The following is a 22803-nucleotide window of genomic DNA, read 5'->3' on the forward strand; positions in this document are numbered from 1 at the left end:
GATGGAACAGCAATTTCCGATTGTTCAAGTGATGAATAACGACGGCGAACTTGTAATGCCAGAATATCGTGAACAAATCACAAAAGAATTGGCAATGACCTTCTACCGCCATTTAATGCGCACAAGAACGTTCGACCGAAAATGCGTCAGCCTTCAGCGGCAAGGCCGAATTGGAACATATGCACCGTATGAAGGACAAGAGGCAGCGCAAGTCGGCAGCGCGCTCGCGCTAAAAGATGATGATTGGCTGTTTCCAACATATCGCGATCATGGGGCAACGATGACATTTGGTCATTCGTTAACTCGCATTTTGCTGTATTGGAGAGGCCGAAACGAAGGATGCGTTCCGCCAAACGGCAAGAAAATCTTCCCGCCGAGCGTGCCGATTGCGACGCAGCTGCCGCACGCAGCAGGAGCCGCATATGCCGAAAAGCGGAAAGGGACAAAGAACGCGGCGATTGTTTATTTTGGAGACGGGGCGACATCAGAGGGGGACTTTCATGAAGGGTTGAACATCGCGAGCGTCTTCCAAGCGCCGGTCGTCTTCTTCAACCAAAATAACCAATATGCGATTTCCGTGCCGATTACAAAACAAATGAATTCGAAAACGATCGCGCAAAAAGCGTTAGCATACGATATTCCGGGCGTTCGCGTCGATGGAAACGATGTGTTCGCGGTGTATTTTGAAACACAAAAAGCGCTTGAACGGGCAAGAAACGGCGAAGGGCCAACGCTCATTGAAGCGATCACATGGCGATACGGGGCCCATACGACGGCTGATGACCCGACGAAATATCGCGACCAAGAGGAAAGCAAAAAGCGCCGCGAGCTTGCCGATCCGATCCAGCGTCTTGAGCGCTTCATGAAGCGGGAAGGCTTTTGGGATGAACAGTGGGCGCAATCGGTTCAAGAAGAAGCAAGCCGTGAAGTCGAGCAAGCCATTGCGGAAATGGAAAGCTATCCAGAAGCAAAATCGGACGATATGTTTGATTATGTATTCGCTCAGCCAACGTGGACGATTGAACAGCAAAAGAATGAATATAACGCATGGAAACGGGGGAGTATCCGATGACGATGGCGGTCAAAACAAATACGTTGACGCTTGTTCAGGCAGTGACAGACGCGATGCGGACTATGTTGCGTGAACGCGATGATGTCATCGTGCTTGGCGAGGATGTCGGCAAAAACGGTGGAGTATTCCGCGCCACCGACGGTTTGCAAGCGGAATTTGGAGAAGATCGAGTCATCGACACTCCATTGAGCGAAGCCGGGTTTACCGGAGCGGCGATCGGCATGGCCGTCAACGGCTTCCGGCCAATTGTTGAAATTCAATTTTTAGGGTTTATTTATCCGGCTTATGAGCAAATTATGACACATGCGGCAAGAATCCGTTCGCGCACAATGGGGCATTTTACGGTGCCGATGGTCATTCGTGCGCCGTATGGAGCAGGAGTGCGCGCACCGGAAATCCACTGTGACAGCACGGAAGCATTATTTACCCATATGCCGGGAATCAAAGTCGTTTGTCCATCGACTCCGTACGATGCGAAAGGGTTGCTGATTGCGGCTATCGAAGATCCAGATCCAGTGTTGTTTTTAGAACCGATGAGATGTTACCGTTCATCTCGCGAGGAAGTGCCGGAAGGAAAATATACGATTGAGATTGGCAAAGGGAAAAAGCTGCGCGAGGGCGATGATGTGACTGTTATCGCTTGGGGAGCGATGGTACCGGTAGCCATGAAAGCAGCGGAGGAAGCGGCGAAAAAAGGCATTCAAGCGGACGTGATCGATTTGCGCACCCTTTATCCGCTTGATCGGGATCTCATCGCCGAATCAGTGCAAAAAACCGGACGCACGGTCATCGTTCAGGAGGCGCACGCGACAGGTGGAGTCGCCAACGATATCGTTTCGATCATTAACGATACATCATTCTTGTATCAAAAAGCGCCGATTGAACGGGTTACTGGCTTTGATGTTCCTGTGCCGTTTTTCGCGCTTGAAGATTACTATTTGCCGACACCAGAACGGGTGTTGCATGCGATTGAAAAAGTAGTGAAGTTTTAGTCAGAGGGGGTACGGGAGATGCTAGAAGTGAAACTTCACGATATCGGTGAAGGAATGACCGAAGCGGTTGTCATCCATTATTTTGTCAAAAAAGGCGATTATGTAAAAGCCGACCAGCCGCTTGTCGAGGTGCAAACAGATAAAATGGTCGCGGAAATTCCTTCGCCAGCGGAGGGGACCGTTCTTGACATTTTCGTTCCAGAAGGTCAAACGATTGCGGTCGGAACGACGTTGCTCTCTTTGCAGACGGAAGCGGTTGGGCATGAACAAGCAAAGGAGCAAGCGGCCGTGACGGTCGAAGCGGAAGTCGAAACTGAAAGCGAGCCGGTCGTAAGCGAACCTATCGGAACGAATGAAAGCAAAACAAAACCACAGCGAATTCTTGCTTCGCCATACACAAGAAAAATTGCGCGCGAACATGGCGTTGATTTATCTCTTGTCAAAGGGACGGGACCAGCAGGACGCATTACCGATGAGGATGTGTATCGTTATGTTCAAGGGCAACAGGCGCCACAAACGACACAACAAGAACAAGCAGCACAGCCAGTTGCCCCAACAGTCGAACACGAGCCTGCAACTGTGACGGTAACAAAAGAAGAAACGAAAGAGGAAACCATCATTCCGTTCCGCGGCCGCCGCAAGCAAATCGCGAAGAAAATGACGCAATCGCTCTTTACTATTCCGCATTGCACGCATTTTGAAGAAATCGATGTAACGGAGCTTATTGCGTTGCGCGAGGAGTTAAAAGGACACGGCATGAACATTTCGGCAACAGCGTTTTTCATCAAAGCGCTCTCGCTTGCGCTGAAACAATTCCCGATTTTCAACGCAAAGCTTGATGAGGAAAACGAATGCATCCGCCTTGAGAAAGAGCATCATTTTGGCATTGCGGTTGACACAGAGGACGGACTGATTGTTCCGGTGATTAAAAATATCGAAAAGAAATCGCTGCGCCAAATTCATGAAGAAGCGAAAGCGTTGACAAAGAAAGCATTGGAAAATCAATTGTCACTAGCTGAAATGACAGGCGGAACATTTACAATCAGCAACGTCGGTCCGCTTGGCGGAAGCATCGGGGCCACTCCAATTATTAACTATCCAGAAGTGGCGCTTGTCGCGTTCCATAAAACGAAAAAACGCCCTGTCGTAATGGAGAATGATGAAATTGCTGTCCGCTCGATGATGAATCTTTCGATGTCGTTCGACCATCGCGTTGCCGACGGAGCGACAGCGGTCGCATTTACTAATTATTTCGCAAAACTAATCGAAAATCCGAAATTGATGTTGATGGAGTTGATCTAAATGGTCGTAGGGGAACTTGCCCACGAACGTGACGTAGTCATCGTCGGCGGGGGCCCGGGGGGATATCATGCGGCGATTCGCGCCGCGCAGCTCGGGTTATCAGTCACATTGGTCGAAAAAGAGGCGCTTGGCGGCGTTTGTTTGAATAAAGGATGCATTCCGTCAAAAGTGTTTGCCCATGCGGCGCAAAGCATGACGAGCGTTCAGCACATGAACGACATGGGGATCGAATGGGCTCATGTTGCTTTCCATCCTGGAAAGCTTCAACAATATAAAACAAAAGTGATTGGTCAGTTGCGCCAAGGCGTGGAAGCGCTCTGCAAAGCGAACAAAATCGAAGTCATTAAAGGAACGGCATCCTTTTTAGCGGAAGATCGGATCGGGGTGGAAAAGGGTGATGCGTTCGATGTGTACCGCTTCCGGTATGCGGTTATCGCCACTGGAGCGGCACTCGTTGCCCCAGCTGCGATTAATGTAGACCACAAGCGCGTGCTGAACGCTTATTCCATCTATGGACTCGAAGAGCTGCCGAATCATCTAATCGTCTATGGCAGCGATTATATAGCGCTTGAAGTGGCTACAAGTTTTCGAGCGTTCGGCGCGGACGTATCGATCGTTTTAGAATCGGACGACTTCGTCTTTGATTCGTCGATTAACCGGGAACTGCAACGCCTATTGAAAAAAATGAAAGTGAAAGTATATAAAAATAGCCGCATCACGCATGTAGAAAGCGAACAAGAACAAGTCACGGTTTCGCTCGCTGTCAAAGAGCAGGAAACAGTATCTCTAGAAGGTTCCCATCTATTTGTTTCATGTGGATTGAAGGCAAATGTTGATGGGCTAGAGATTGATCGCCTCGGCTTGAAGCGAACAAAAGAAGGGTTTATCGATGTGAACGAACGAGCGCAAACATCTCTTCCGCATATTTTTGCCGTGGGGGATGTGACAGGCGGCCCAGCGCTTGCAGTCAAAGCGATTAAGCAAGGGAAAGTGGCAGCGGAAACGATGGCCGGAAAGCAATCAGAAGCAGATACGACGTTTTTACCGACGATCGTTCATTCGATTCCGCCGATTGCTAGCGTCGGGCTGACAGAAGAAGAAGCGAAAGAGCAATATAAAGACGTTCGCATTGGACAGTTTCCGCTCACTGGAAACGGCTATGCGAGCATTATCGGACAAAAAGACGGCTTTATTAAAGTGATCAGCGATGCCGACAGTGAAATGGTACTCGGTATTCATATGATGGGGGCTGGAGCGGTTGAACTGATTTCGAGCGGAGTGATTGGCCTTGAAATGGTAGGCCGTGAAGAGGATTGGAAGTTTCCGCTTTATCCGCATCCAAGCATCAACGAAGGGTTATTGGAAGCAGTTGAAGCGCTTCGGGCTGAAGCGATTCACCTTCCGCCGACGAAACAAAAAGGAGCGGTCTCAAGCTGAGATCGCTCCTTTAAAAATGTCACGGTGATGTTTTAGAATCGTTTGCTGCACTTCCAAGAGGGAAGGTTTTTCGTTCTCGAATGTATAGGAACCGAGTTGAACGAGCGAATATTCATTGCCAGGATCGAAAACGACTTCTACAACATCTTCGTTTCCGTGCTCCATTTCTTGAATGCAGCCAGCGTCGGATACTCGCACATTGACCGTTTCGTACTTCCGCAATAATACATGATATCCTTGTTTCAGTTCTTCCGTAAAAATTTCTTCCGTGCTAACCAATTCATGAACAACCATTTTTCTCCCCCGGTTTCTCGAAAAAATATTCCATAGAGAATATACGACTAATGTTTCAGAACGTATATCCCGTTTCGCCAACGTTCACAAAATCGTCATATAGATTTGAACGTTATGTGACAACTCGTCTCGTGCGACTTTACATATAAAAGATCTTTACAATCCAGAACGAGGAAAAAATGGTATAATAGAGAAGGGAAGATCATCGTCGTTGCTTTTGTTAGAGAGAGAGGACAGAAGAGTGAAAATAAGAGAGTGGGATCGGAATTTAAAAACTCGGTTATTTGGGGAAGCACTTATTAATATTACATTTTGGATGTTTTTCCCTTTCATGGCGATTTATTTTACAGAGTCGTTCGGCAAAGAAAAAGCGGGAATGCTTCTTGTCTTTTCGCAACTGTTTTCCGTTGCAGCCAGCTTGATCGGAGGGTATTGCGCCGATCAGTTCGGCCGAAAACGAATGATGGTGCTATCAGCATACGGACAAGGAATGGCTTTTCTTTTGTTTGCCATTGCGAGCTCTTCATGGTTCACATCGCCGCTTGTCGGCTTTTTTTGCTTTACGCTCGCTAGTGTTTGCGGTTCATTTTATTGGCCGGCGAGCCAAGCAATGGTGGTCGATGTGGTGGAAGAAGAACACCGAAGCAACGTATTTGCGGTGTTCTATACATCCACAAATATTGCGGTCGTGATCGGTCCAATTATTGGCGGCCTGTTTTATGAAAACCATTTGTCTGGGATGTTGCTCGCTGCTTCCGTTTCTTGTTTGTCGATGGCGACCGTGTTAATGAAAGTTTTGCGCGAGACGGCCCCTTCATCGCTTTCATCTGTAAGCGGCAACCAATGGCGTGATTTTATAAGAGAACAAATTCGTCAATACAGCGTGATCGTGCGCGACCGGATCTTTTTTTTATTTATTGCATCGGGGATTTTAGTGGCCCAGACGTTCATGCAGCTCGACGTATTGATTCCGGTGTACACGAAAGAGGTTGTTGACAAGCAGACGCTCGTATCATTCGGCGATTGGTCTGTGACATTAAGCGGGGAAAAGGCGTTTGGGCTATTGACCTCGGAAAACGGTCTTCTTGTTGTGCTATTCACGGTGGTCGTAACGAAATGGATGGAACGCTATCAAGACCGCTTTTTGTTTGTCGGCTCATCCGCTATATATGGAATATCGATGCTTTTAATTAGCCAAACGAGCAATATTTGGGGACTTATAGTGTCGATGGGGATTTTTACATTCGCTGAATTGATGACAGCGGGTGTTCAACAAACATTTATTTCCAAGCTTGCTCCTGAGGAAATGCGCGGGCAATATTTTGCTGCCGCCGGCTTGCGGTGGACGATTGGCCGAATGCTCGCTCCTTTTTCGATTACCGCGACGCTTTGGTTAGGCTATCAATGGACATTTGTTCTGCTTGCGTTGTTGGCGTTTATGAGCGCACTGTTATACATTGTTATGTTTCAGCTGTTTGACAAACAAAAAACAGCCTCGGCGAAAAGTGTGTAAAGGAGAGGGATCAATGGAAATTACACTCATTCGCCACGGGAAATCGCAATGGCAGGAACATCGTTGGCTGACCCCTAGAGAATTTGCCTAATCGATCGCCATGTATGATGCGCATGGAGTATGTATGGACGATCCAATCCCTACAGTGACAACACAAAAGGCACAAAGCGCCAATGTGCTGATTACAAGCACTTTGCGGCGCGCGATCCATTCCGTGGAGTTGTTGGCGCCGGCCGGTATCGTCGAAACGAGCGAACTGTTCCGTGAGGTAGACATGCCGGTTCCGCTGGCGGGCGCTCGCTTTGTCCGGCTGCCGCAGGGCCTATGGCTTGTGCTCGCGCGGCTTTGCTGGCTTTGCGGCTATTCGAAAGGGGTCGAGTCTTACGCGGAAGCGGTGGCTCGTGCCGAAAAAGCCAGCCTAGTTCTTATTGAATACGCCCAAGCATATGGAAAGGTGGCGGTTGTCGGACACGGCTGGTTTCATCGTCTTGTTGGCAAGCAATTAGAAAAGAAAGGGTGGACGTGCACGACGAAGCAAAGTTCCGCTCATTGGCATGCTTGCTCGTATACGTTTGCTCGATAACATGTAAGCGTATACAATCGTTCATGTTTTCACATATTTTCCCTTATTTTGGCATACATATGAGTCGAGAAGCAAAGAACAGAAGAGGGGAAAATTCGTGAGAGAGAATGAAACGAGCCGCGATGAGACAGCAGTGTTAACCTCTGTGAGTGGAGAAGGAGCGGCGACCCGGTCGGCGAAGCGAAAGCAGCTTGTGCGACGCACATATTTTCGTGCCTTTTTGCGGACAGCTGTGATGCTGGCTGTTTTGTTGTTTTTAGCCGCCGCTCTACTAAAGGGACTTGGAGCGTTAAAAAGGGAGATGGAAAGGGGGGCAGCCATTGAACGTTTTGAAGAGGCGCTGAAAGAGAAAGATATGAGCGTATTAAAAATGTACATTCGCAGCGAAGAGGTTGCGATCAATGACCGAACGCTGGCGCCGCTCTTGACGTACATCGATCGACATCCGAAGGCGTATGACGTTATTCACCGCGAACTAGAAGGACAGTCGAAGGAAAAGCATGTGTACATTAAAGGCTTGACGTCCGTTCCGCCCGTTTTTACGATGACGGTGTACGAAACACAGTTGTCGCCGCTAAATCAATATGTATTTAAGCCGACTCTTTACTCGTTCGTCATTCGCCAAGAAGAAGACGCGGAGGTGATGGTGAATGGGGAGCCGGCGCAAGGAGCGGCAACGAAAGATCCGTTCGTGAAAAAATATGGCCCGTACCTTCCAGGGCAATACGAGATTACGCTCAAAACGAAGCAAGGGAATAAAACGAAAACGGTCGTATTGTTCGGCGGAAGCCGTATTCGCGAGATTAAATTTTGAATTTATAGACCCCATTCGTGTTCGGGCGAAGGGGTCTTTTTTATTTGAACGAGGCAGAGGCAGGATTGCTCGGAAGGTTTGTGGAAATTAGATTCCACAAACGTAGAAAGGAAGGAGAACCATGTTTCCAGTCCTCAAAACCGAAAGATTGATATTGCGAGAAATCGTGAAAAAAGATATCGAAGCGATTTTCCATTGTTTTTCAAACAGCGACGTCACGCGTTATTATGGACAAGAAGCGTTGACAAGCGTGGAACAAGCGCAACAGCTAATTGAGTTTTTCGCCAGAAACTACGACGAAAGGCGCGGCATAAGATGGGGGATCGAACTGAAAGGAAAGGGAGAACTAATTGGAACGATCGGGTTTAATAATTGGGTCCCGAAACATAAGAGAGCTGAAATCGGCTATGAGCTTCATCCGCATTATTGGAAAAAAGGGTATGCAACAGAAGCCGTTTCTAAAGTCATATCCTATGGACTTCATGAACTTGGCTTAACGCGGATCGGAGCAGTTGTTTTTATAGGAAATCAAGCCTCGAACCAGTTGCTCACCAAGATCGGCTTTCAAAAAGAAGCAGTGTTGCGAAATTATATGTATCAAAATGGTGTTCCGTATGACGTAAACATGTACGCTCTCTTGAAATGAATCGAAGCCTTGCCGTACAAAAACGCCCGGAACAAATGTCCGAGCGCTTGGTTAATACGTAAAAACAGCACGCACCGTAGCGGTAATGGTGACATCTTGTGTTTGGATCGGGGGAGCGGTGGATTCAGAGAGAACCATCGTGCGGGGAGAGGGCGGCGGGACGATCGGTGTGATGCCTTCTTCCTTGATTTCAATCGGCGTATCGGTTAACGGAAGTTGGAGCGTTCGAGCGAGAACGCGCGCTTTTTCTTGCGCATTTTTGATCGCCAGTGCCAATGCGCGCTGGTAATAGGGTTGCTCATTGGCGAGCTGAAATTGCAGCTGCCGGGCGATGTTGGCGCCGTTAGCGACGGCGGTTTCGTAAATCATTCCTACTTTTTGGACATCCTTGACCGTAATATCAAACATATGCTCCACTTCGTATCCTGCTAATATGGCTGCATTGTTCGTGTACGTATATTTTGGATAAATGGAAAAAGACGATGTGTCGATATCTTCACGGCGCACGCCGATCGCCTCGAGCGCTTGGATCATGGCATTCGCTCGGTTCGCATTGTCGGAAAGCGCTTCACGGGCGTTTGTGTGCTCGGTGCGGATGCCAATGGAAATGATGACGGTGTCGGGTTTAGCCGACAACGTCGCTTGGCCAGTGACGGTAACGGTCCGAACGGATGAGCCGCCTGCTAACAATGATGGTTCTGTATAGTAAACAGGTTGGCGAAAATCGTGCATAGAAACACCTTCTTTCTTTTATGCCGCTTTATGATGGTCATCTTCGTTCGCTTGCCAATAATAGATGCGCGGCAGCCCAAAATAACACCAATACTCCTGCAATAACGTAATGCCAACAAACGCCATCATTTGCCAATCGATTTGTCTCACTGATTATTCATCCTCTCATAAAAAACTTTTACTGTCAGCATATTCTTGCCTTAAGTTGTCTTATTCGTCGCGCGCAAATGAAACAAAATCAATGACCGTTTCGTATGTAATAAAGGGACATGTTATAATATGGGTAATTCATTTGGCTAAGGAAGGGATCAATGGATGAAACGATTATTCATGACGCTGTGGCGTTGGTTTGTTTCGTGGAATGTCGGCTTGGTGACAGCCGCCATCGCCTTTTTTGCATCGGGTTATCAATTTCTTCTCTCGTTTGCGTCAGGCACCGCGGCGATGCTGCTTACATCGTTCTATATGAAGCGAAGAGCGCAGCGAATTGTCGCAAGCGATCTCTTAAAAGAGGAAAGAGATTATATACGCACACAGCTTTCCGAGGCGCGGAAAAAATGGAAACGAATGCGGCGGGCGCGGCTGAAAATCCGTTCGCTTGCCATGTGGCAAAAAATTTCTCACATTTGCGCGACGGTAGACAAAATGATTCAGGCGGTTGAACAGCAGCCGCGAAAATTTCGCATCGCCCAATCGTTTTTTATTCAAGAATTAGATGCGGCTGTAGTTATGATCGAAAAATACGCTTATTTAATCAATCAGCCTGTTCGCAGCGACGAAATGAAAGAAGCGCTAGAGAAGACGGAACATTTGTTGGAAGAATTGATGGCTTCTGCGGAGCAGCAACTGTTGGAAATTTTATCTGATGATGTGTTTGATTTAAAAGTGGAAACAAAACTGCTTGAACAGTCGCTTGAAGAACAAAAGCAATCCAAGAGCGTTGAATGGAGAGAGGAGAACAAGTATGAAACTATTCGATAACGAACCGGGAAATGAGTTGCGTGAACACGAATGGACAAGCTCCCTTGATTCACTGCTCGAAAACCCTTTTTCGGTGCCGATGGAACAAGAACAAAAAGATGTTGCAGACGAAACGGGAAGACCTTTGAAACTCATCGATACATTAAAGCAAGAACATCGCGACAAAGCGGTTCAACTAGCAAAGCAAATTGACCCGAACAACCGGCAAGCAATCGTTCAATACGGCGTCGCTGCGCAGGCAGAGCTGTCAAAGTTTTCCCATGCGATTTTAAATCATGTGCAAACAAAAGACGCCGGACCGGTCGGGGAAGTCATCAGCGAGTTGATGACGAAAATTAAGGAGGTGAACCCGGACGATTTGCTTCCGGCCAAAAAAGGACTTATTTCGCGGCTGTTTGGCTCGGTGGCCAAATCGTTCCAAGGCCTCGCCGCCAAATATCAAAAAATCGGTGTAGAAATTGATAAAATTGCCGATCAATTAGAGAGACACAGGCAAATGCTGTTTCGTGACATCATGATGCTCGAGACGTTGTACGAAAAAAATAAGGAGTATTTCGATGCGCTCAATATTTACATTGCGGCGGCCGAGTTGAAGCTTGAGGAATTACAGACGGTGCTCATTCCGGAAAAAAGGGCGCAGGCTGAGCACACGGGAAATCAAATGGATATGCAAGAAGTGAACGACTTGCTGCAATTTGCCGATCGTCTCGAGAAACGCATCCATGATCTGAAACTAAGCCGGCAAGTGACGATTCAAACAGCGCCGCAAATTCGCATGATCCAGCACATGAATCAAACGCTCGTTGAACGGATTCAATCGTCCATTTTAACAGCGATTCCACTGTGGAAAAACCAAGTCGTCATCGCTTTGACCTTGTTCCGTCAGCAAAAAGCGGTGGAGGCGCAAAAGCAAGTGGCGGAAACAACAAATAACTTGCTTTTGCGTAATTCAGAAATGCTGAAGATAAACAGCATTGAAGTGGCCAAGGAAAATGAGCGTGGCCTTATTGATATTGAAACGTTGAAAAAAACGCAAGAAAACTTGGTCACGACATTAGAGGAAACATTGAAAATTCAACAAGAAGGCCGCCTCAAACGCCAGCAAGTCGAGCGCGAACTCGTTCATATGGAGGAACAGCTCAAACAGACGCTGTTGTCGCTAAAAAAGAACGGATAACAATAAAAGCTGACCGAAATAAACCATCGGTCAGCTTTTTTGCTCTTCTCTATTTTCGTCGTCATGCGGCCACTCTTCAGCGATTTCAGCTTGAAGCGAAGGAGAGAGCCTTTCTACGACAGCTTTCGGCTTCTCATCCGCACGCTGATAGGATAATACTCTTCCGGTGACGTAACTGTGAAATAACGCTTCGCCAAAGGCGGCAAGCAAGGCCGAAAAGAACGCAGCGTTCAGCGCCGGAGCGGCAATGCTTAGACCGTCAAATGCCAACCATACAGCGAAAAAAATGAGACCAAAATCAGCAAAAGTCGCTGTTAAGTTGCCTACACGCGGGAGAATCCATAAGTCGCCGATGGCATAGGTTAGCAGCGTCATCAGCAGACTGAACAATAGCACCCCTGCTGACGAAATATCTAAAAAGAGCGGTAAAATCGCGAAAAATACCGTTGTTAATAGCACATATTTAATAAGTAATGCTACGAGATGTCTCATAAGCGCTTCATCCTTTACAAAGTTATTCCGCCGGACGATTCGGTCCTTCGAGTTTTTTATCACCGTAACCGGTTTTCTCTTCTCGCAGTTGCGGTTTGGAAGAAGGTTTTCGATGAGTTGAACTTTGTTTTCGATGCTCCATCTTATTTCATCCTTTCCGATATGGAGATGTCGCCCTTAGTTTGCCTCGTTTTCCAATACGTTATGATATCCATAAAATTCCTCTTTTTATTTTGGTTCATTGTTTCAAATTAATAGTGAGCTCCCATCATAAAGGAGGCGTCAATATGGCGAAAGAGGAACAGCTAAAAACAGCCGGAAGATATTACGAACCGTCCGATTATCAACGTTCGTCTTTCTTGTCGAACGCGTTGGCGACAACTCACGAACAAGTAAGCGACGCATACACGGAAGGAACGGTAGACGGCGTAATCGATAATGTAGATGGAAAAGACATCCCTCTTGTTGAACAGAACAATCCATCATTGCAGCAACGTCAAGGTGAATAAAACCTTGACGTTATTTTATGGAAATCGTTTATAATAGTAGAGGTCGTATAATGCATTGATGTGGGGGAGGAAAAGATGTGGCTTGCTTCTGCTGTGTTAACAGCGATCTGTTTCGGTGTTAACAATACGTTGTTTAAATGGAGTGCCCGTCAGGCGATGTCAAAACAGCGCATTCAATTTTATTTTTATGTAATAGCTTTTATCATAATGGCGGGATATGGAACGATCACGAAGGCGCTGCACCCGAGCATCGCGTCTGTCGTCCTTGGAGCGCTTGTCGGGATTTGTAATGCCAACGGCAATGTTCAAATGTCTTTTGCCTTTGAAAAAGGCCCGGCGAGCTTAACCGCACCGCTCATTGCCGTCAACGCAATTTTTCCTGTGCTGGGCGCTTGGGTCATATTTGGTGAACATATACCGCTTCTGCATTGGACAGGCATTGTTTGTATGCTTTGTTCGGCAGCGATTATTCAATATACGCCGAATGCGGAAGGAAATCATGAATACATACCGTGGCTGAAACATATCGGATTGGCGGTTATTTCTTTTGGCGCCGTTGGCATTTTGATGAAACTATGTGCCGACATTGGCATTTCATCGCTTGATGTATTAACGGCGATGTACGGAGGCGGAGCGGTGTATTTACTGTGCCGCTGCGGCTTAAAATTCGAGCAAAAGCGTGAGTTTTGGCTTGGAACGACGGTCGCGCTTTTTAGCGTCATCGGATTCAGCTGCTATTTTTACGCATTAAATCGAGGGGTTGCCTCCGTTGTATTTCCGGTCGTCAGCCTCAATTGCCTAGTCGTGGTTTTTATGGGGCGTTACATATTTCATGAAAAATTGAAACCAAATCAATTTGTGGGTATCGTCACCGCGATTATTGGATTAATACTGACAAAATTATAGGAGAGTATAAAAACGTTATTGCTCTTTTGTCAGCCTGGCTATCAGCGAGGGCGTCGCTATAAAAGGGCAACGGGCGCTCATAACACCTGTACGTCATTTAGAAGTAGGAGACTTCTTAATAAATTTGCTATGATGTGTTACTAGTTGGAACAGCAACGATCTGATGTTATAAATATGTTATGTCATATTACATAAAAGTGCTCGGATGATACCGAAAAGAAATGAGAGATGAAGAGCTAGGGGCAATTGCGAGATGTTTTGGCTACAAGCCCCTTGATTTTGTGCCGTTTGGGAAGGCGATTTGTGTTACATTAACAATAAAGATTTAGAGGATGCGGGAAGGTTCAGGCATCCTCTTTTTTTGTTAAGAAAGTTAACAATATTTTTTGTTTGTAATCGTTTTCTTTAAAAATTAGCGGTTGATGCGGGTTAATTTATGTAATATATTATAACATAACATGTAATAAAATAATAAAAAGGGGAGATGGAGATGAGTCCAAAAGAAGTATCGTTGGCGCTCGATTCGTTGTGGGTGATGATTAGCGCGGTGTTGGTGATTAGCATGCAGGCTGGTTTTGCTTTGTTGGAAGCGGGATCGACGAGAATGAAAAATTCCGGTCACATCGCTGGCAAACAAATTTTGAGTTTTGCGATTGCGTCGCTGGCGTTTTGGGCGTTCGGCTTTGCGATCACGTTTGGATCGGGCAACGCATTGATCGGCACAGAAGGCTGGTTTTTAAAGGAAGGAAAAGGAACATTCGATTCGTTATCGTGGGCGAACGTGCCAATGTCGATTAAATTTTTATTTCAGCTGGCGTTTGCTGGAGTATCGCTGGCGATTGCGTGGGGAGGTTTTGCAGAAAGAGCGAAGTTATCGGTCTATTTTCTGTTTGGTACGATTTTTACAATTGCCATTTACCCAGTGATTGGCCATTGGGTGTGGGGCGGCGGCTGGCTCGGAAAAATGGGAATGCAAGATTTTGCTGGTTCGACGGTCGTTCATTTACAAGGAGCGATCGCCGCACTAGTAGCAACCGTTTTGCTTGGGCCACGCATCGGGAAATTTAATCGCGATAAGACACCGAACGCCATTCCAGGACATAACCAAGTATATACGGTCATTGGCGGTTTCATTTTATGGGTCGGCTGGTTTGGATTTAATGCAGGAAGCACAATGACGGCAGGGAATGGATTTTTCGGCTATGTCGCTTTAACGACGAATTTAGCGGCAGCGGCGGGGGCGATATCCGCGATTGTTACAGCGAAAATTATGATCGGAAAAGCTGATATTCCGGCGATGGTCAACGGAGTGCTGGCGGCGCTTGTTGCCATTACAGCGGCGTGTGCGTTCGTCGAACCGTGGGCCGCGGTCGTCATTGGGGCGGTAGCTGGTGCATTTACGTTCTGGACATCGATCTATTTCGAGCGAAAAGGAATTGACGACCCGATTTATGCTTTTTCTGTCCATGGGATTGCTGGGGGGATTGGCACTGTTTCCACCGGACTTTTTGCCTCTCCGAGGTTGGTGGAAGCAACAGGCATCGGAAAAGCGGGACTTGTATACGGAGGCGGATTTCATCAATTGATGGTGCAAGTGGTCGGAGTGTTAGGAGCGGGTGTTTACGTAGCGGTTGTATCGTTTGTCATTTTATTTACATTAAAGAAAACGATCGGACTGCGGGTGACGGCGGAACAAGAAATTTCCGGGCTCGACATTAGCGAACACGGTTCGTACGGTTACCCGGAACAGCTAGATTTCCCAGTAATCAACCGCTCAAAATCGGCGGCTCGATAGAAGATGAGTATGGATGCGTTATTTGATTTCATTCAACAAATCAATAAAACACAAACAATGGAGGAACTGAATCATTCCGACCGCGAACTAGCTTGCCGATTGTGAAATATGATTGCAAGGGAAAACATTCTTTCTGCAAGAGCTAGAAAAAAAGGCGATCTCGTCTAGTAGAGGTCGCCTTCTGCTTTTTTATAAAGATTTTGTCGGCGTTGGTTCCGCATAACCTTCTTTATATTTGGAGTCAATCATTTGACGAATTTCTTTGATCGATTTCCCTTGTTCGTATGCTGTGATTGATTCAGCGGCAATTTCTAAACAAACGCCGCATTTGGTCGCGTGGTCATCCCATACGACAGAACCGTCCTTTTTATTTTCGTGAACAAAGCAGTCGTAATTGTTTTTATGTCCGGCTGATTGCCCGCAGCCGCAATAACACGGAATGCTTTCTAACAGTTCCCGATGTTTCGCTGCTTGCTGATATAGCACAGCCATATCTTCTTCGTATTGGCTTAAAAAAGAAGGAAGGTGGTCGATTGATTTTGTCGTTTCGCGAATGTCGCCGGAGCTCGTCGTATAGGCAGCTGTATGATGATGCTCTTTCGCTTCGTTCGATGAGCAGGCGCCCATTAATAAACTGAATGACAGCACGCACGCTGCCGTTATAAAGCGTTTCATTGTTTCACCCTTTCTATCGTCCAATGCATACTTTGAATCTAGCATAATTAAATACAAACGGCAACTTTGAAACTTTGGTACTACTAAAAATACGGTTGATTTTCCGTTTGGACTCTCTATTGATGACTGTATAAGAAAATGCATCTCTACTACAAAACAACGAACTAGAACATACGATGATGTCATATAGAAGGTAAAATAGGCTATTACATTCTATCCATGAACGATACAAATTTTTTCGTTTTTCGAAAAAAATTTGTGCATTTTGTTGATTTTTGCCGTCATATTAGTGAAAATGAAAGTACAAGGATAGAAAAAAGAGCATGATGGCGGCTTTCAGTTGAAGGTAGCAAAAAAATACTGGAGAGGTCATTATTCATATGGGAGACAACTTTGCGACTTTCTTTCATGATTTTATAGAGTGTATTGCCCTTGTCGGTCCGAATGGACGTAGTATACATATAAATCCCGCTTTCAAGAAACTATTAGGATGGAATGAGTGTGACATCGAAACGCTCGGCTTTCCATTGGAAGATTTTTATGAAGTTACAAAAGGACGCGTTATCCATTATAAAGAATGGAACGTCATGAAAGCAGACGGAAGCTCCATTCCGGTCAGCGCCTCGCTCATTCCTCTTAATCAAGAAGGGGATTGCCCAATTTTATGCGTATTGCGTGATGGTACAGAACAAAAGAGGATGGAAGCGGCACTAGAGGAGCGTGAGAATCAGCTAAAGTTCATCGCGGAGCATTCTTCCGATTACATTTTCATTTTTTCAAAAAAGAGAGAAATCACATATATTTCCCCATCTTTTACGAAATCGTTTGGAGAGGCCCTCGAAAAAGCAGTAAAGAGCGATTTGTTTTGTTGCATCCACCCGGAAGATGTGTCTGCTTTGCAGCAAAAATTAGAAGTACTATATGAAACGAAAGAACCGCAAACAGCAGAGTTTCGCGGATTGAATAAACAAGGTGAATGGGTTTGGATAGAGGCGCACGCTAAAACGATCGTTAACGAAAACGGACAGCTTGATTGCGTCATTGTTGTCGCCAAAAATATTAATGAACGGAAAGAATATGAAGAAAAATTGTATCGGCTTACCTATTTTGACTCGTTAACCGGTATTGCTAATCGAACTTATTTTGAACAATACATGCAGAATCTTGTGGAACAGGGCGTCGAGTTTGCTGTATGTTATTTGGATTTTGATAAGTTCAAATGGATCAACGACCATTTTTCGCACCAAGCAGGAGATTACTTTTTAAAGAAAGCAGTCAAACGAGTACAAACAGTGCTGCGTCCCGGTGATTTTTTCGCGCGCATCGGCGGTGACGAGTTTGCCCTTCTTTTGCCAAATGCAGCGAGGGAAGAAGTAGCGGAATTAGCCGAGCAGCTTATTCAAGCGTTCCATCAACCGTTTCGCTATGAAAAGCAAATGATTCAATCTACGCTGTCAATTGGGATCTCATTTTTCCCGGCCGACACTGATAACGCAGAACAGGTAATGAAATTTGCCGATCAAGCGCTTGGTCATGTAAAAGAGCGAGGGAAAAACGGCTATTATTTTTATCAGCCGGTTCAAGACCGTGCCGCAATCATTGAACGCGATCTTCCGTTTGCGATTATTCGTGAGCAGTTTTATTTGTGCTATCAGCCGAAAATTGAGCTAGGCAGCGGCGCGACCATGGGAGTGGAAACACTTCTGCGCTGGCGGCATCCGGAATTAGGAGAGATTCCGCCTCTTGAGTTTATTTCTTTGGCTGAGGAAAGCGGATTTATTTTCGAAATTACTTTATGGGTATTAGAGCAAGCATGCCGGCAAGTGAAGGAATGGCAAACGAAATTTCAACATTTGAAGCTAGCAGTGAATTTATCGCCATTTTTATTGAATCGGAGAGAACTTGTCGGCCATGTGACATATATATTGAACGAAACGGAGTTTGCGCCGGAGCATTTAATTTTGGAAGTGACAGAAAGCGGACTAATGGAAAACATCGAAACAGGCAAACACATTTTGACAGAGCTGAAAAACATCGGTGTAGAAGTGGCAATTGATGATTTCGGAACAGGTTTTTCCTCGCTAGCCTATATCCGCAATTTGCCGGTTTCGCTCCTTAAAATTGACCGAAGTTTTATTCAAGGGATTGCGGAAAATTCAAAGGATGCGACGATCGTCGATACGATTATCCATTTGGCGAAAAGCCTTGATATCCAAGTGCTCGCAGAAGGTGTCGAAACAAACGGCCAGCTTTCTCTCTTGCAGCAGATGAATTGTGATTTTGCGCAAGGATTTTATTTCAGCAAGTCATTGGAAGCGGAAAAGCTGCGAAAATGGTTGGAGGACTATAACGAAAAAGTATTTCAGATGAACGATCCCCTCTAGATGGTAAGAGGGGATTTTCCTTTTATTCCCGATTATTTTTGATGTTCATATCGCAAGCTAATAGAAACAAACATTGATGGGGGAACGACATGATTCGTGAATCATTGCCGTTGGACGAATTGATAAAAGCACAAATTCTGGACGCCTTATATAAAATCGAACAAGAGGTGGAAGCAACGCGCCATTCATTAGCAGAGGAAACATGCTGCATCCTCTCGCAGCTTGAGATATTGCAACAGCATGTTACAGATGTACAAACAATGGCCGCTTCCTTTTACCTTCATTCGTATTTAGCAGAACATACGCCGCATTATGTTGATTTATCGTTGGCTGCCAAACATTTAGCATCGAGGCGTCATGGCGCTCTCATCGTCGTCGAACGAAACGACCCCATCCATCACTTGTTGTACCAAGGGATTCCTGTCGGGGCAAAGGTATCGCATGCGCTGTTAGAAGCGATTTTTTATCCGGGCAACCCGCTTCATGACGGCGGAGTACATATTCGTTACGACGAAATTGTGTCCGCAGGGAACATTCTGCCGCTCGCTAAACATGTGGATGCGAGAAAAAAATTAGGCACCCGCCACCGCGCTGCTATCGGGTTAACGGAACAAAGCGATGCGCTTGTTATCGTCGTTTCTGAGGAAACGGGAACGATTTCCTTTGCTATTAACGGTCAATTATATGCACTACGTTCGTGAAAGGAGCAGGACTTATGGAATTTGTACCAAGAAGTGCCATCATCCATGAATTTATTGATACGCTAGAGCCGATGATGGATGTGTATGGGTTAGACCAAGTTGGGATTTTCGAGGAAGAAGGGAACGGGGATACGTATTATATTGGCTATACGATTAACAAAGACGATGACATGATTATACTTCATATGCCGTTTGTAAAAAATGAGCGCGGCGAGTTGGCTCTTGAGAAAGAGGAGTGGACGATCCGTGCTGATGGAAAAGAGGAAAAAGGGTATCATTCGCTGCAGGAAGCAATGGAGAAAGTAATAACGCGGCACTAGAAAAATGTGATTTTGATAACTGAAAAGCGATTCTTCATATATCTTCGTGAATGGCCTAAGCGCTCCCTTGCATCGTTTCCTTTATCATTATGATGAAAAGGAAGGCAAGTGAAGCGCTATTTTTGTGCGATGATTGCAATGCAAAAATGTGGTATTCATTTGCTTTTCGAAAAGGGAAAAAGGAAATGAAGGAGTTTATCGAGAAATAGAAAAAGCGTGGCGCTGATTCACATAAGCAGCACCTCAATCGCCATTTCGGCTTGGTTGAAGATTTGCGAAACGGAGGAAAACGGCATGTTGACATTATACGTAACAAGGCACGGGGAAACGGAATGGAATATCGAGAAACGAATGCAAGGATGGAACGATTCGCCATTAACGGAGAAGGGAAGAAAAGATGCGATTCGCCTTGGAAAAAGGATGGAAGATATCGAGCTAACGGCGATTTACACAAGCACAAGCGGCCGTGCGCTTGAAACAGCGAGGCTTGTCCGCGGCGAACGATTGATTCCTATCTATGAAGACGAGAGATGGCGGGAAATCCATCTTGGTGATTGGGAAGGAAAAACACATGAAGAGATTGGGAAATTCGATGCAATAGGGTTTCATTATTTTTGGAACGAGCCTCATTTATATAAACCAACGCGCGGCGAGACGTTTAGCGATGTGCAACAACGCGCGTTTGCGGCATTAGAAAGCATTATTGAACGCCATGCGTCAGGCGATATTTTAATTGTTACCCATGCGGTGGTCTTAAAAGCGTTGACGACTCTTTTAAAAAATGCGCCGCTTGAGCGGCTTTGGGATCCGCCGTACATTTATGGTACGAGCGTGACGACGATTCAAGTGGAGAATGGAGCGATGACATTGCTTAGTGAAGGCGATGCGTCGCATATCGAGGAAGTCAGGCATGTATAATGAAAATATCCCGCTTGCTATCGAAAGCAGGCGGGATATTTTTTATAGAAGACCGAGCCATTGAACGATCTGAGTGGTCAAGAAGGTGACGGCAATGGCGATGCCGGTTGGAAGCGCAAATGAAACAAACGTCCATTTTTTGCTTTTCGTTTCTTTATAAATATTGACAAGCGTTGTGCCGCATGGATAGTGAAGCAAAGAGAAAAGCATCATATTTAATGCTGTCAGCCACGTCCAGCCATGGTCAAGGAAAATTTGTTTCAACGAATAGAGGCTATCGACTTCCGTTAAGGCTCCTGTCGATAAATAGCCCATCAGCAAAACCGGCAACACAATTTCGTTGGCCGGAAGACCTAAGATGAAAGCAAGCAAAATGTAGCCATCAAGCCCGAGCTCGCGCGCAAACGGATCAAGAGCATGGGCCATGTAGGCAAGAATCGTTGTGTCGCCGATATGAATATTGCCTAACACCCACGTTAGTATAGCCGCCGGAGCAGCGACAGTGACCGCCCGTTTTAAGACGTAAAGCGATTTATCTAGCGTGGCCCGAACAATCGTATCCCATATTTTCGGTCGGCGATATGGCGGAAGCTCGAGGGTGTAATGGGTCGGCACCCCGCGCAGCGCCGTTTTGGACAACACCCATGAAACAGTAAGAGTAACGATGATTCCGAATAGTACCATCGACATAACGACGCCGGCTGTAACTAGCGTTTTCCAACCGCCGGTATAGCCCGCCGCCATAAATAATGAGGCGAGTAAAATGAGAGTAGGCCATCTGCCATTGCATGGAACGAAGTTGTTTGTCAAAATGGCTAGCATTCGTTCGCGCGGCGATTCGATAATTCGTGTTGACATGATCGCAGCGGCGTTACAACCGAACCCCATCGCCATTGTAAGCGACTGTTTTCCATGCGCACCGGAACTTTTGAACAACCGATCCATGTTAAAAGCGACGCGCGGAAGGTATCCATAGTTTTCTAATAAGGCGAAAATCGGGAAGAAAATGGCCATCGGCGGCAACATGACGCTTACGACCCAAGCGGTGCCGCGGTATAATCCCAACACGAGAATTCCGTGCAGCCAATCGGGAGCGTGCATCGCTTTGAAAGCGAGCGTCAAATAACCTTCGATCCAGCCGAATAATTCAGCAAGCATAGATGATGGAATATTGGCCCCGGCAATCGTAATATAAATGACGACTGCAAGCATTGCCAACATAATCGGGAATCCCCATAGCTTTGATGTAAAAATTCGATCAAGCTTTTCCGTTTCATATCGTTTTTCCTGTTTTGTGTATGTGACAGTTTCATGGCAAATCGCTTGCGATGTTTGGAAAATCGCAGAAACAATTTGTTCCCTTGTGTTGCCGTCTGACAAACTTTGAGCGCTGTTCATCAATTCATCAAACGGATTTGGCGGAACAGTGGCACGCATAATGCGGTACCTCCTTTAGTAAGCGATGTTGTTCTTGCTGTAGTGCTTGAAGCAGCGATGTATCCCCGTCGAGCAAACGAAGCGCCACCCAGCGCGCCGGATATTCGTTGCCGATCGTTTCTTGAACAAGTGGTACGAGTTTGGCGATTTTTTCTTCAATAGAACGGCTGTAGGAAATGACGATTGGATTCGTTTCTATATCTCCGCATACCATTCGGTCGATTGTATCGAGGAGTTCATTGATTCCTTCCTTATTGCGAGCGGAAATCGGCACGACTGGAACGCCTAATTTTTTAGAAAGTTGATTGACGTTAATGCGAATTCCTTTCTTTTTCGCTTCGTCCATTAAATTGACGCAGACGATAACCCGATGTGTCATTTCTAATACTTGAAGAGCTAAATTCAAATTTCTTTCAAGCGCTGTTGCATCTAAAACGACAAGTGTGACATCCGGCTTTCCGAAAATGATAAAATCCCGCGCTACTTCCTCGTCAGCCGAATTCGAATATAGTGAGTACGTTCCTGGAAGGTCGATCATGCGATAGTTTCGATTATTGTGTGCAAAAAATCCTTCCGCGTGAATCACCGTTTTTCCTGGCCAGTTGCCCGTATGCTGCCGCAAGCCGGTAAGCAAATTAAATAGTGTGCTTTTTCCGGTGTTTGGGTTTCCAGCCAGTGCGATCGTATACTCATAATGATTGCTCATGCCCGATCCTCTCCCCATAAATATTTGAGCTTTCTTCAATACGCAAGGCGACCGTCGTATGACTCACTCGATAAGCGGTCGGATCACCGAGCGGACTTTTTTGCAGCACCGTTACCTCACAGCCCGGCACAAACCCTAAATCAAGCAATCTTCGTTTCATTGTTCCATCTATATGAAGTTCAGCAATACGGAAACGTTCTCCCGGCTTTGCATCACATAAACGTGCAAGTTTTGCTTCGGTCACAACAGTTTCCCCCTTATTAATAATTTGTACAGAGGTTATAATTTTGCCCTAAACCAAATTTTAATTTTATCTTATTCAGCGAATGTCATTTTGTCAACGATTTTGCTTATTTTCTTGTGAAAAGAACATATTCCTTATATTAGAAAAAGATGTTATGATAAGAATAGTCTGAA

At 45.9% G+C, this 22803-nt stretch carries 25 protein-coding genes; 17 read left to right on the plus strand and 8 right to left on the minus strand.

Features of this window, described 5'->3' with window-relative positions; translation table 11 throughout:
• The first annotated feature begins 1 nt into the window (after position 1).
• From pdhA to lpdA, 4 genes are read left to right on the plus strand one after another with little or no spacing between them, the layout of a single operon-like run.
• Positions 2-1072, plus strand: a complete 1071-nt coding sequence (gene pdhA, locus N667_RS0107960; RefSeq protein ID WP_027409089.1) for a pyruvate dehydrogenase (acetyl-transferring) E1 component subunit alpha — start codon at positions 2-4, stop codon at positions 1070-1072.
• A complete protein-coding gene (locus tag N667_RS0107965) occupies positions 1069-2064 on the plus strand; it encodes an alpha-ketoacid dehydrogenase subunit beta (RefSeq protein ID WP_027409090.1) in 996 nt (331 codons plus the stop codon). The genes pdhA and N667_RS0107965 overlap by 4 nt, the downstream gene beginning before the upstream one ends.
• Positions 2065-2082: 18 nt before the next feature.
• Entirely contained in the window at positions 2083-3366 is a 1284-nt protein-coding gene (locus tag N667_RS0107970; protein ID WP_027409091.1) for a dihydrolipoamide acetyltransferase family protein, read from the plus strand.
• Entirely contained in the window at positions 3367-4803 is a 1437-nt protein-coding gene (gene lpdA, locus N667_RS0107975; RefSeq protein ID WP_027409092.1) for a dihydrolipoyl dehydrogenase, read from the plus strand.
• Here lpdA and N667_RS0107980 read toward each other — a convergent pair.
• Complete coding sequence (locus N667_RS0107980; RefSeq protein ID WP_027409093.1) at positions 4795-5097, minus strand: hypothetical protein; 303 nt, start codon at positions 5095-5097, stop codon at positions 4795-4797. The two genes, lpdA and N667_RS0107980, sit on opposite strands and share 9 nt — an antisense overlap.
• 241 nt (positions 5098-5338) lie before the next feature.
• Here N667_RS0107980 and N667_RS0107985 point away from each other — a divergent pair, with 241 nt between their 5' ends.
• The 4 genes from N667_RS0107985 (at position 5339) to N667_RS0108000 (ending at position 8653) form a co-directional block, all read left to right on the plus strand.
• Complete coding sequence (locus tag N667_RS0107985) at positions 5339-6610, plus strand: MDR family MFS transporter (RefSeq protein ID WP_027409094.1); 1272 nt, start codon at positions 5339-5341, stop codon at positions 6608-6610.
• 124 nt (positions 6611-6734) lie between these two features.
• Positions 6735-7193 (plus strand): histidine phosphatase family protein, encoded by a 459-nt coding sequence (locus tag N667_RS18415; protein ID WP_232223906.1) that lies wholly within the window; start codon positions 6735-6737, stop codon positions 7191-7193.
• A gap of 97 nt (positions 7194-7290) precedes the next feature.
• Entirely contained in the window at positions 7291-8007 is a 717-nt protein-coding gene (locus N667_RS18420; protein WP_051529989.1) for a hypothetical protein, read from the plus strand.
• 121 nt (positions 8008-8128) lie between these two features.
• Positions 8129-8653: a GNAT family N-acetyltransferase gene (locus N667_RS0108000; RefSeq protein WP_027409095.1), complete on the plus strand. Its 525-nt coding sequence runs from the start codon at positions 8129-8131 to the stop codon at positions 8651-8653.
• A gap of 51 nt (positions 8654-8704) precedes the next feature.
• Here the strand turns inward: N667_RS0108000 and N667_RS0108005 are convergent, their stop codons facing one another.
• Both N667_RS0108005 and N667_RS20325 read right to left on the minus strand, forming a co-directional pair.
• A complete protein-coding gene (locus tag N667_RS0108005) occupies positions 8705-9385 on the minus strand; it encodes an SIMPL domain-containing protein (RefSeq protein WP_051529990.1) in 681 nt (226 codons plus the stop codon).
• Between the two features lie 18 nt (positions 9386-9403).
• Positions 9404-9535, minus strand: coding sequence for a hypothetical protein (locus tag N667_RS20325; protein ID WP_269528347.1), 132 nt, complete (start codon positions 9533-9535; stop codon positions 9404-9406).
• 165 nt (positions 9536-9700) lie between these two features.
• On the opposite strand from N667_RS20325, the gene N667_RS0108015 reads away from it, so the two are divergent.
• Together N667_RS0108015 and N667_RS0108020 are read left to right on the plus strand one after the other, a co-directional pair.
• Complete coding sequence (locus tag N667_RS0108015; RefSeq protein ID WP_027409097.1) at positions 9701-10366, plus strand: 5-bromo-4-chloroindolyl phosphate hydrolysis family protein; 666 nt, start codon at positions 9701-9703, stop codon at positions 10364-10366.
• Positions 10350-11543 (plus strand): toxic anion resistance protein, encoded by a 1194-nt coding sequence (locus N667_RS0108020; protein WP_027409098.1) that lies wholly within the window; start codon positions 10350-10352, stop codon positions 11541-11543. The genes N667_RS0108015 and N667_RS0108020 overlap by 17 nt, the downstream gene beginning before the upstream one ends.
• Before the next feature lie 30 nt (positions 11544-11573).
• On the opposite strand, the gene N667_RS0108025 is transcribed toward N667_RS0108020, so the two are convergent.
• Positions 11574-12035 carry a DUF2512 family protein gene (locus N667_RS0108025; protein ID WP_027409099.1) on the minus strand — a complete coding sequence of 154 codons (462 nt, stop codon included), beginning with the start codon at positions 12033-12035 and terminating at the stop codon, positions 11574-11576.
• A gap of 287 nt (positions 12036-12322) precedes the next feature.
• On the opposite strand from N667_RS0108025, the gene N667_RS0108035 reads away from it, so the two are divergent.
• From N667_RS0108035 to N667_RS0108045, 3 genes are all read left to right on the plus strand, one after another.
• On the plus strand, positions 12323-12544 hold the full coding sequence (locus N667_RS0108035) for a YozQ family protein (RefSeq protein WP_027409100.1): 222 nt from the start codon (positions 12323-12325) through the stop codon (positions 12542-12544).
• Between the two features lie 75 nt (positions 12545-12619).
• Positions 12620-13450 (plus strand): DMT family transporter, encoded by an 831-nt coding sequence (locus N667_RS0108040; protein ID WP_027409101.1) that lies wholly within the window; start codon positions 12620-12622, stop codon positions 13448-13450.
• A gap of 490 nt (positions 13451-13940) precedes the next feature.
• Positions 13941-15245: an ammonium transporter gene (locus N667_RS0108045; RefSeq protein ID WP_027409102.1), complete on the plus strand. Its 1305-nt coding sequence runs from the start codon at positions 13941-13943 to the stop codon at positions 15243-15245.
• Between the two features lie 189 nt (positions 15246-15434).
• Here the strand turns inward: N667_RS0108045 and N667_RS0108050 are convergent, their stop codons facing one another.
• A complete protein-coding gene (locus tag N667_RS0108050; protein ID WP_027409103.1) occupies positions 15435-15920 on the minus strand; it encodes a PCYCGC motif-containing (lipo)protein in 486 nt (161 codons plus the stop codon).
• A gap of 380 nt (positions 15921-16300) precedes the next feature.
• Here N667_RS0108050 and N667_RS0108055 point away from each other — a divergent pair, with 380 nt between their 5' ends.
• The 4 genes from N667_RS0108055 to N667_RS0108075 all read left to right on the plus strand — a co-directional run bounded on the left by N667_RS0108055 (position 16301) and on the right by N667_RS0108075 (position 20243).
• Positions 16301-18304, plus strand: coding sequence for an EAL domain-containing protein (locus N667_RS0108055; protein WP_027409104.1), 2004 nt, complete (start codon positions 16301-16303; stop codon positions 18302-18304).
• 89 nt (positions 18305-18393) lie between these two features.
• The gene (gene cdaS, locus N667_RS0108060) at positions 18394-19005 is read left to right on the plus strand and encodes a sporulation-specific diadenylate cyclase CdaS (protein ID WP_027409105.1); all 612 of its coding nucleotides are present in this window, start codon (positions 18394-18396) and stop codon (positions 19003-19005) included.
• Between the two features lie 14 nt (positions 19006-19019).
• Positions 19020-19325, plus strand: a complete 306-nt coding sequence (locus N667_RS0108065; RefSeq protein WP_027409106.1) for a DUF5634 family protein — start codon at positions 19020-19022, stop codon at positions 19323-19325.
• A gap of 294 nt (positions 19326-19619) precedes the next feature.
• A complete protein-coding gene (locus N667_RS0108075) occupies positions 19620-20243 on the plus strand; it encodes a histidine phosphatase family protein (protein WP_027409107.1) in 624 nt (207 codons plus the stop codon).
• 42 nt (positions 20244-20285) lie between these two features.
• Here the strand turns inward: N667_RS0108075 and N667_RS0108080 are convergent, their stop codons facing one another.
• The 3 genes from N667_RS0108080 to N667_RS0108090 are packed head-to-tail and all read right to left on the minus strand — an operon-like array spanning position 20286 to position 22630.
• Positions 20286-21641, minus strand: coding sequence for a nucleoside recognition domain-containing protein (locus N667_RS0108080; protein WP_409978178.1), 1356 nt, complete (start codon positions 21639-21641; stop codon positions 20286-20288).
• Between the two features lie 7 nt (positions 21642-21648).
• Positions 21649-22386, minus strand: coding sequence for a FeoB small GTPase domain-containing protein (locus tag N667_RS0108085; protein WP_027409109.1), 738 nt, complete (start codon positions 22384-22386; stop codon positions 21649-21651).
• Positions 22370-22630, minus strand: coding sequence for a ferrous iron transport protein A (locus N667_RS0108090; RefSeq protein WP_027409110.1), 261 nt, complete (start codon positions 22628-22630; stop codon positions 22370-22372). The genes N667_RS0108085 and N667_RS0108090 overlap by 17 nt, the downstream gene beginning before the upstream one ends.
• Positions 22631-22803: the final 173 nt, after the last annotated feature.

It is taken from the genome of Anoxybacillus tepidamans PS2 (genome assembly GCF_000620165.1).
GTDB classification, from domain to species: Bacteria; Bacillota; Bacilli; order Bacillales; family Anoxybacillaceae; genus Anoxybacteroides; species Anoxybacteroides tepidamans_A.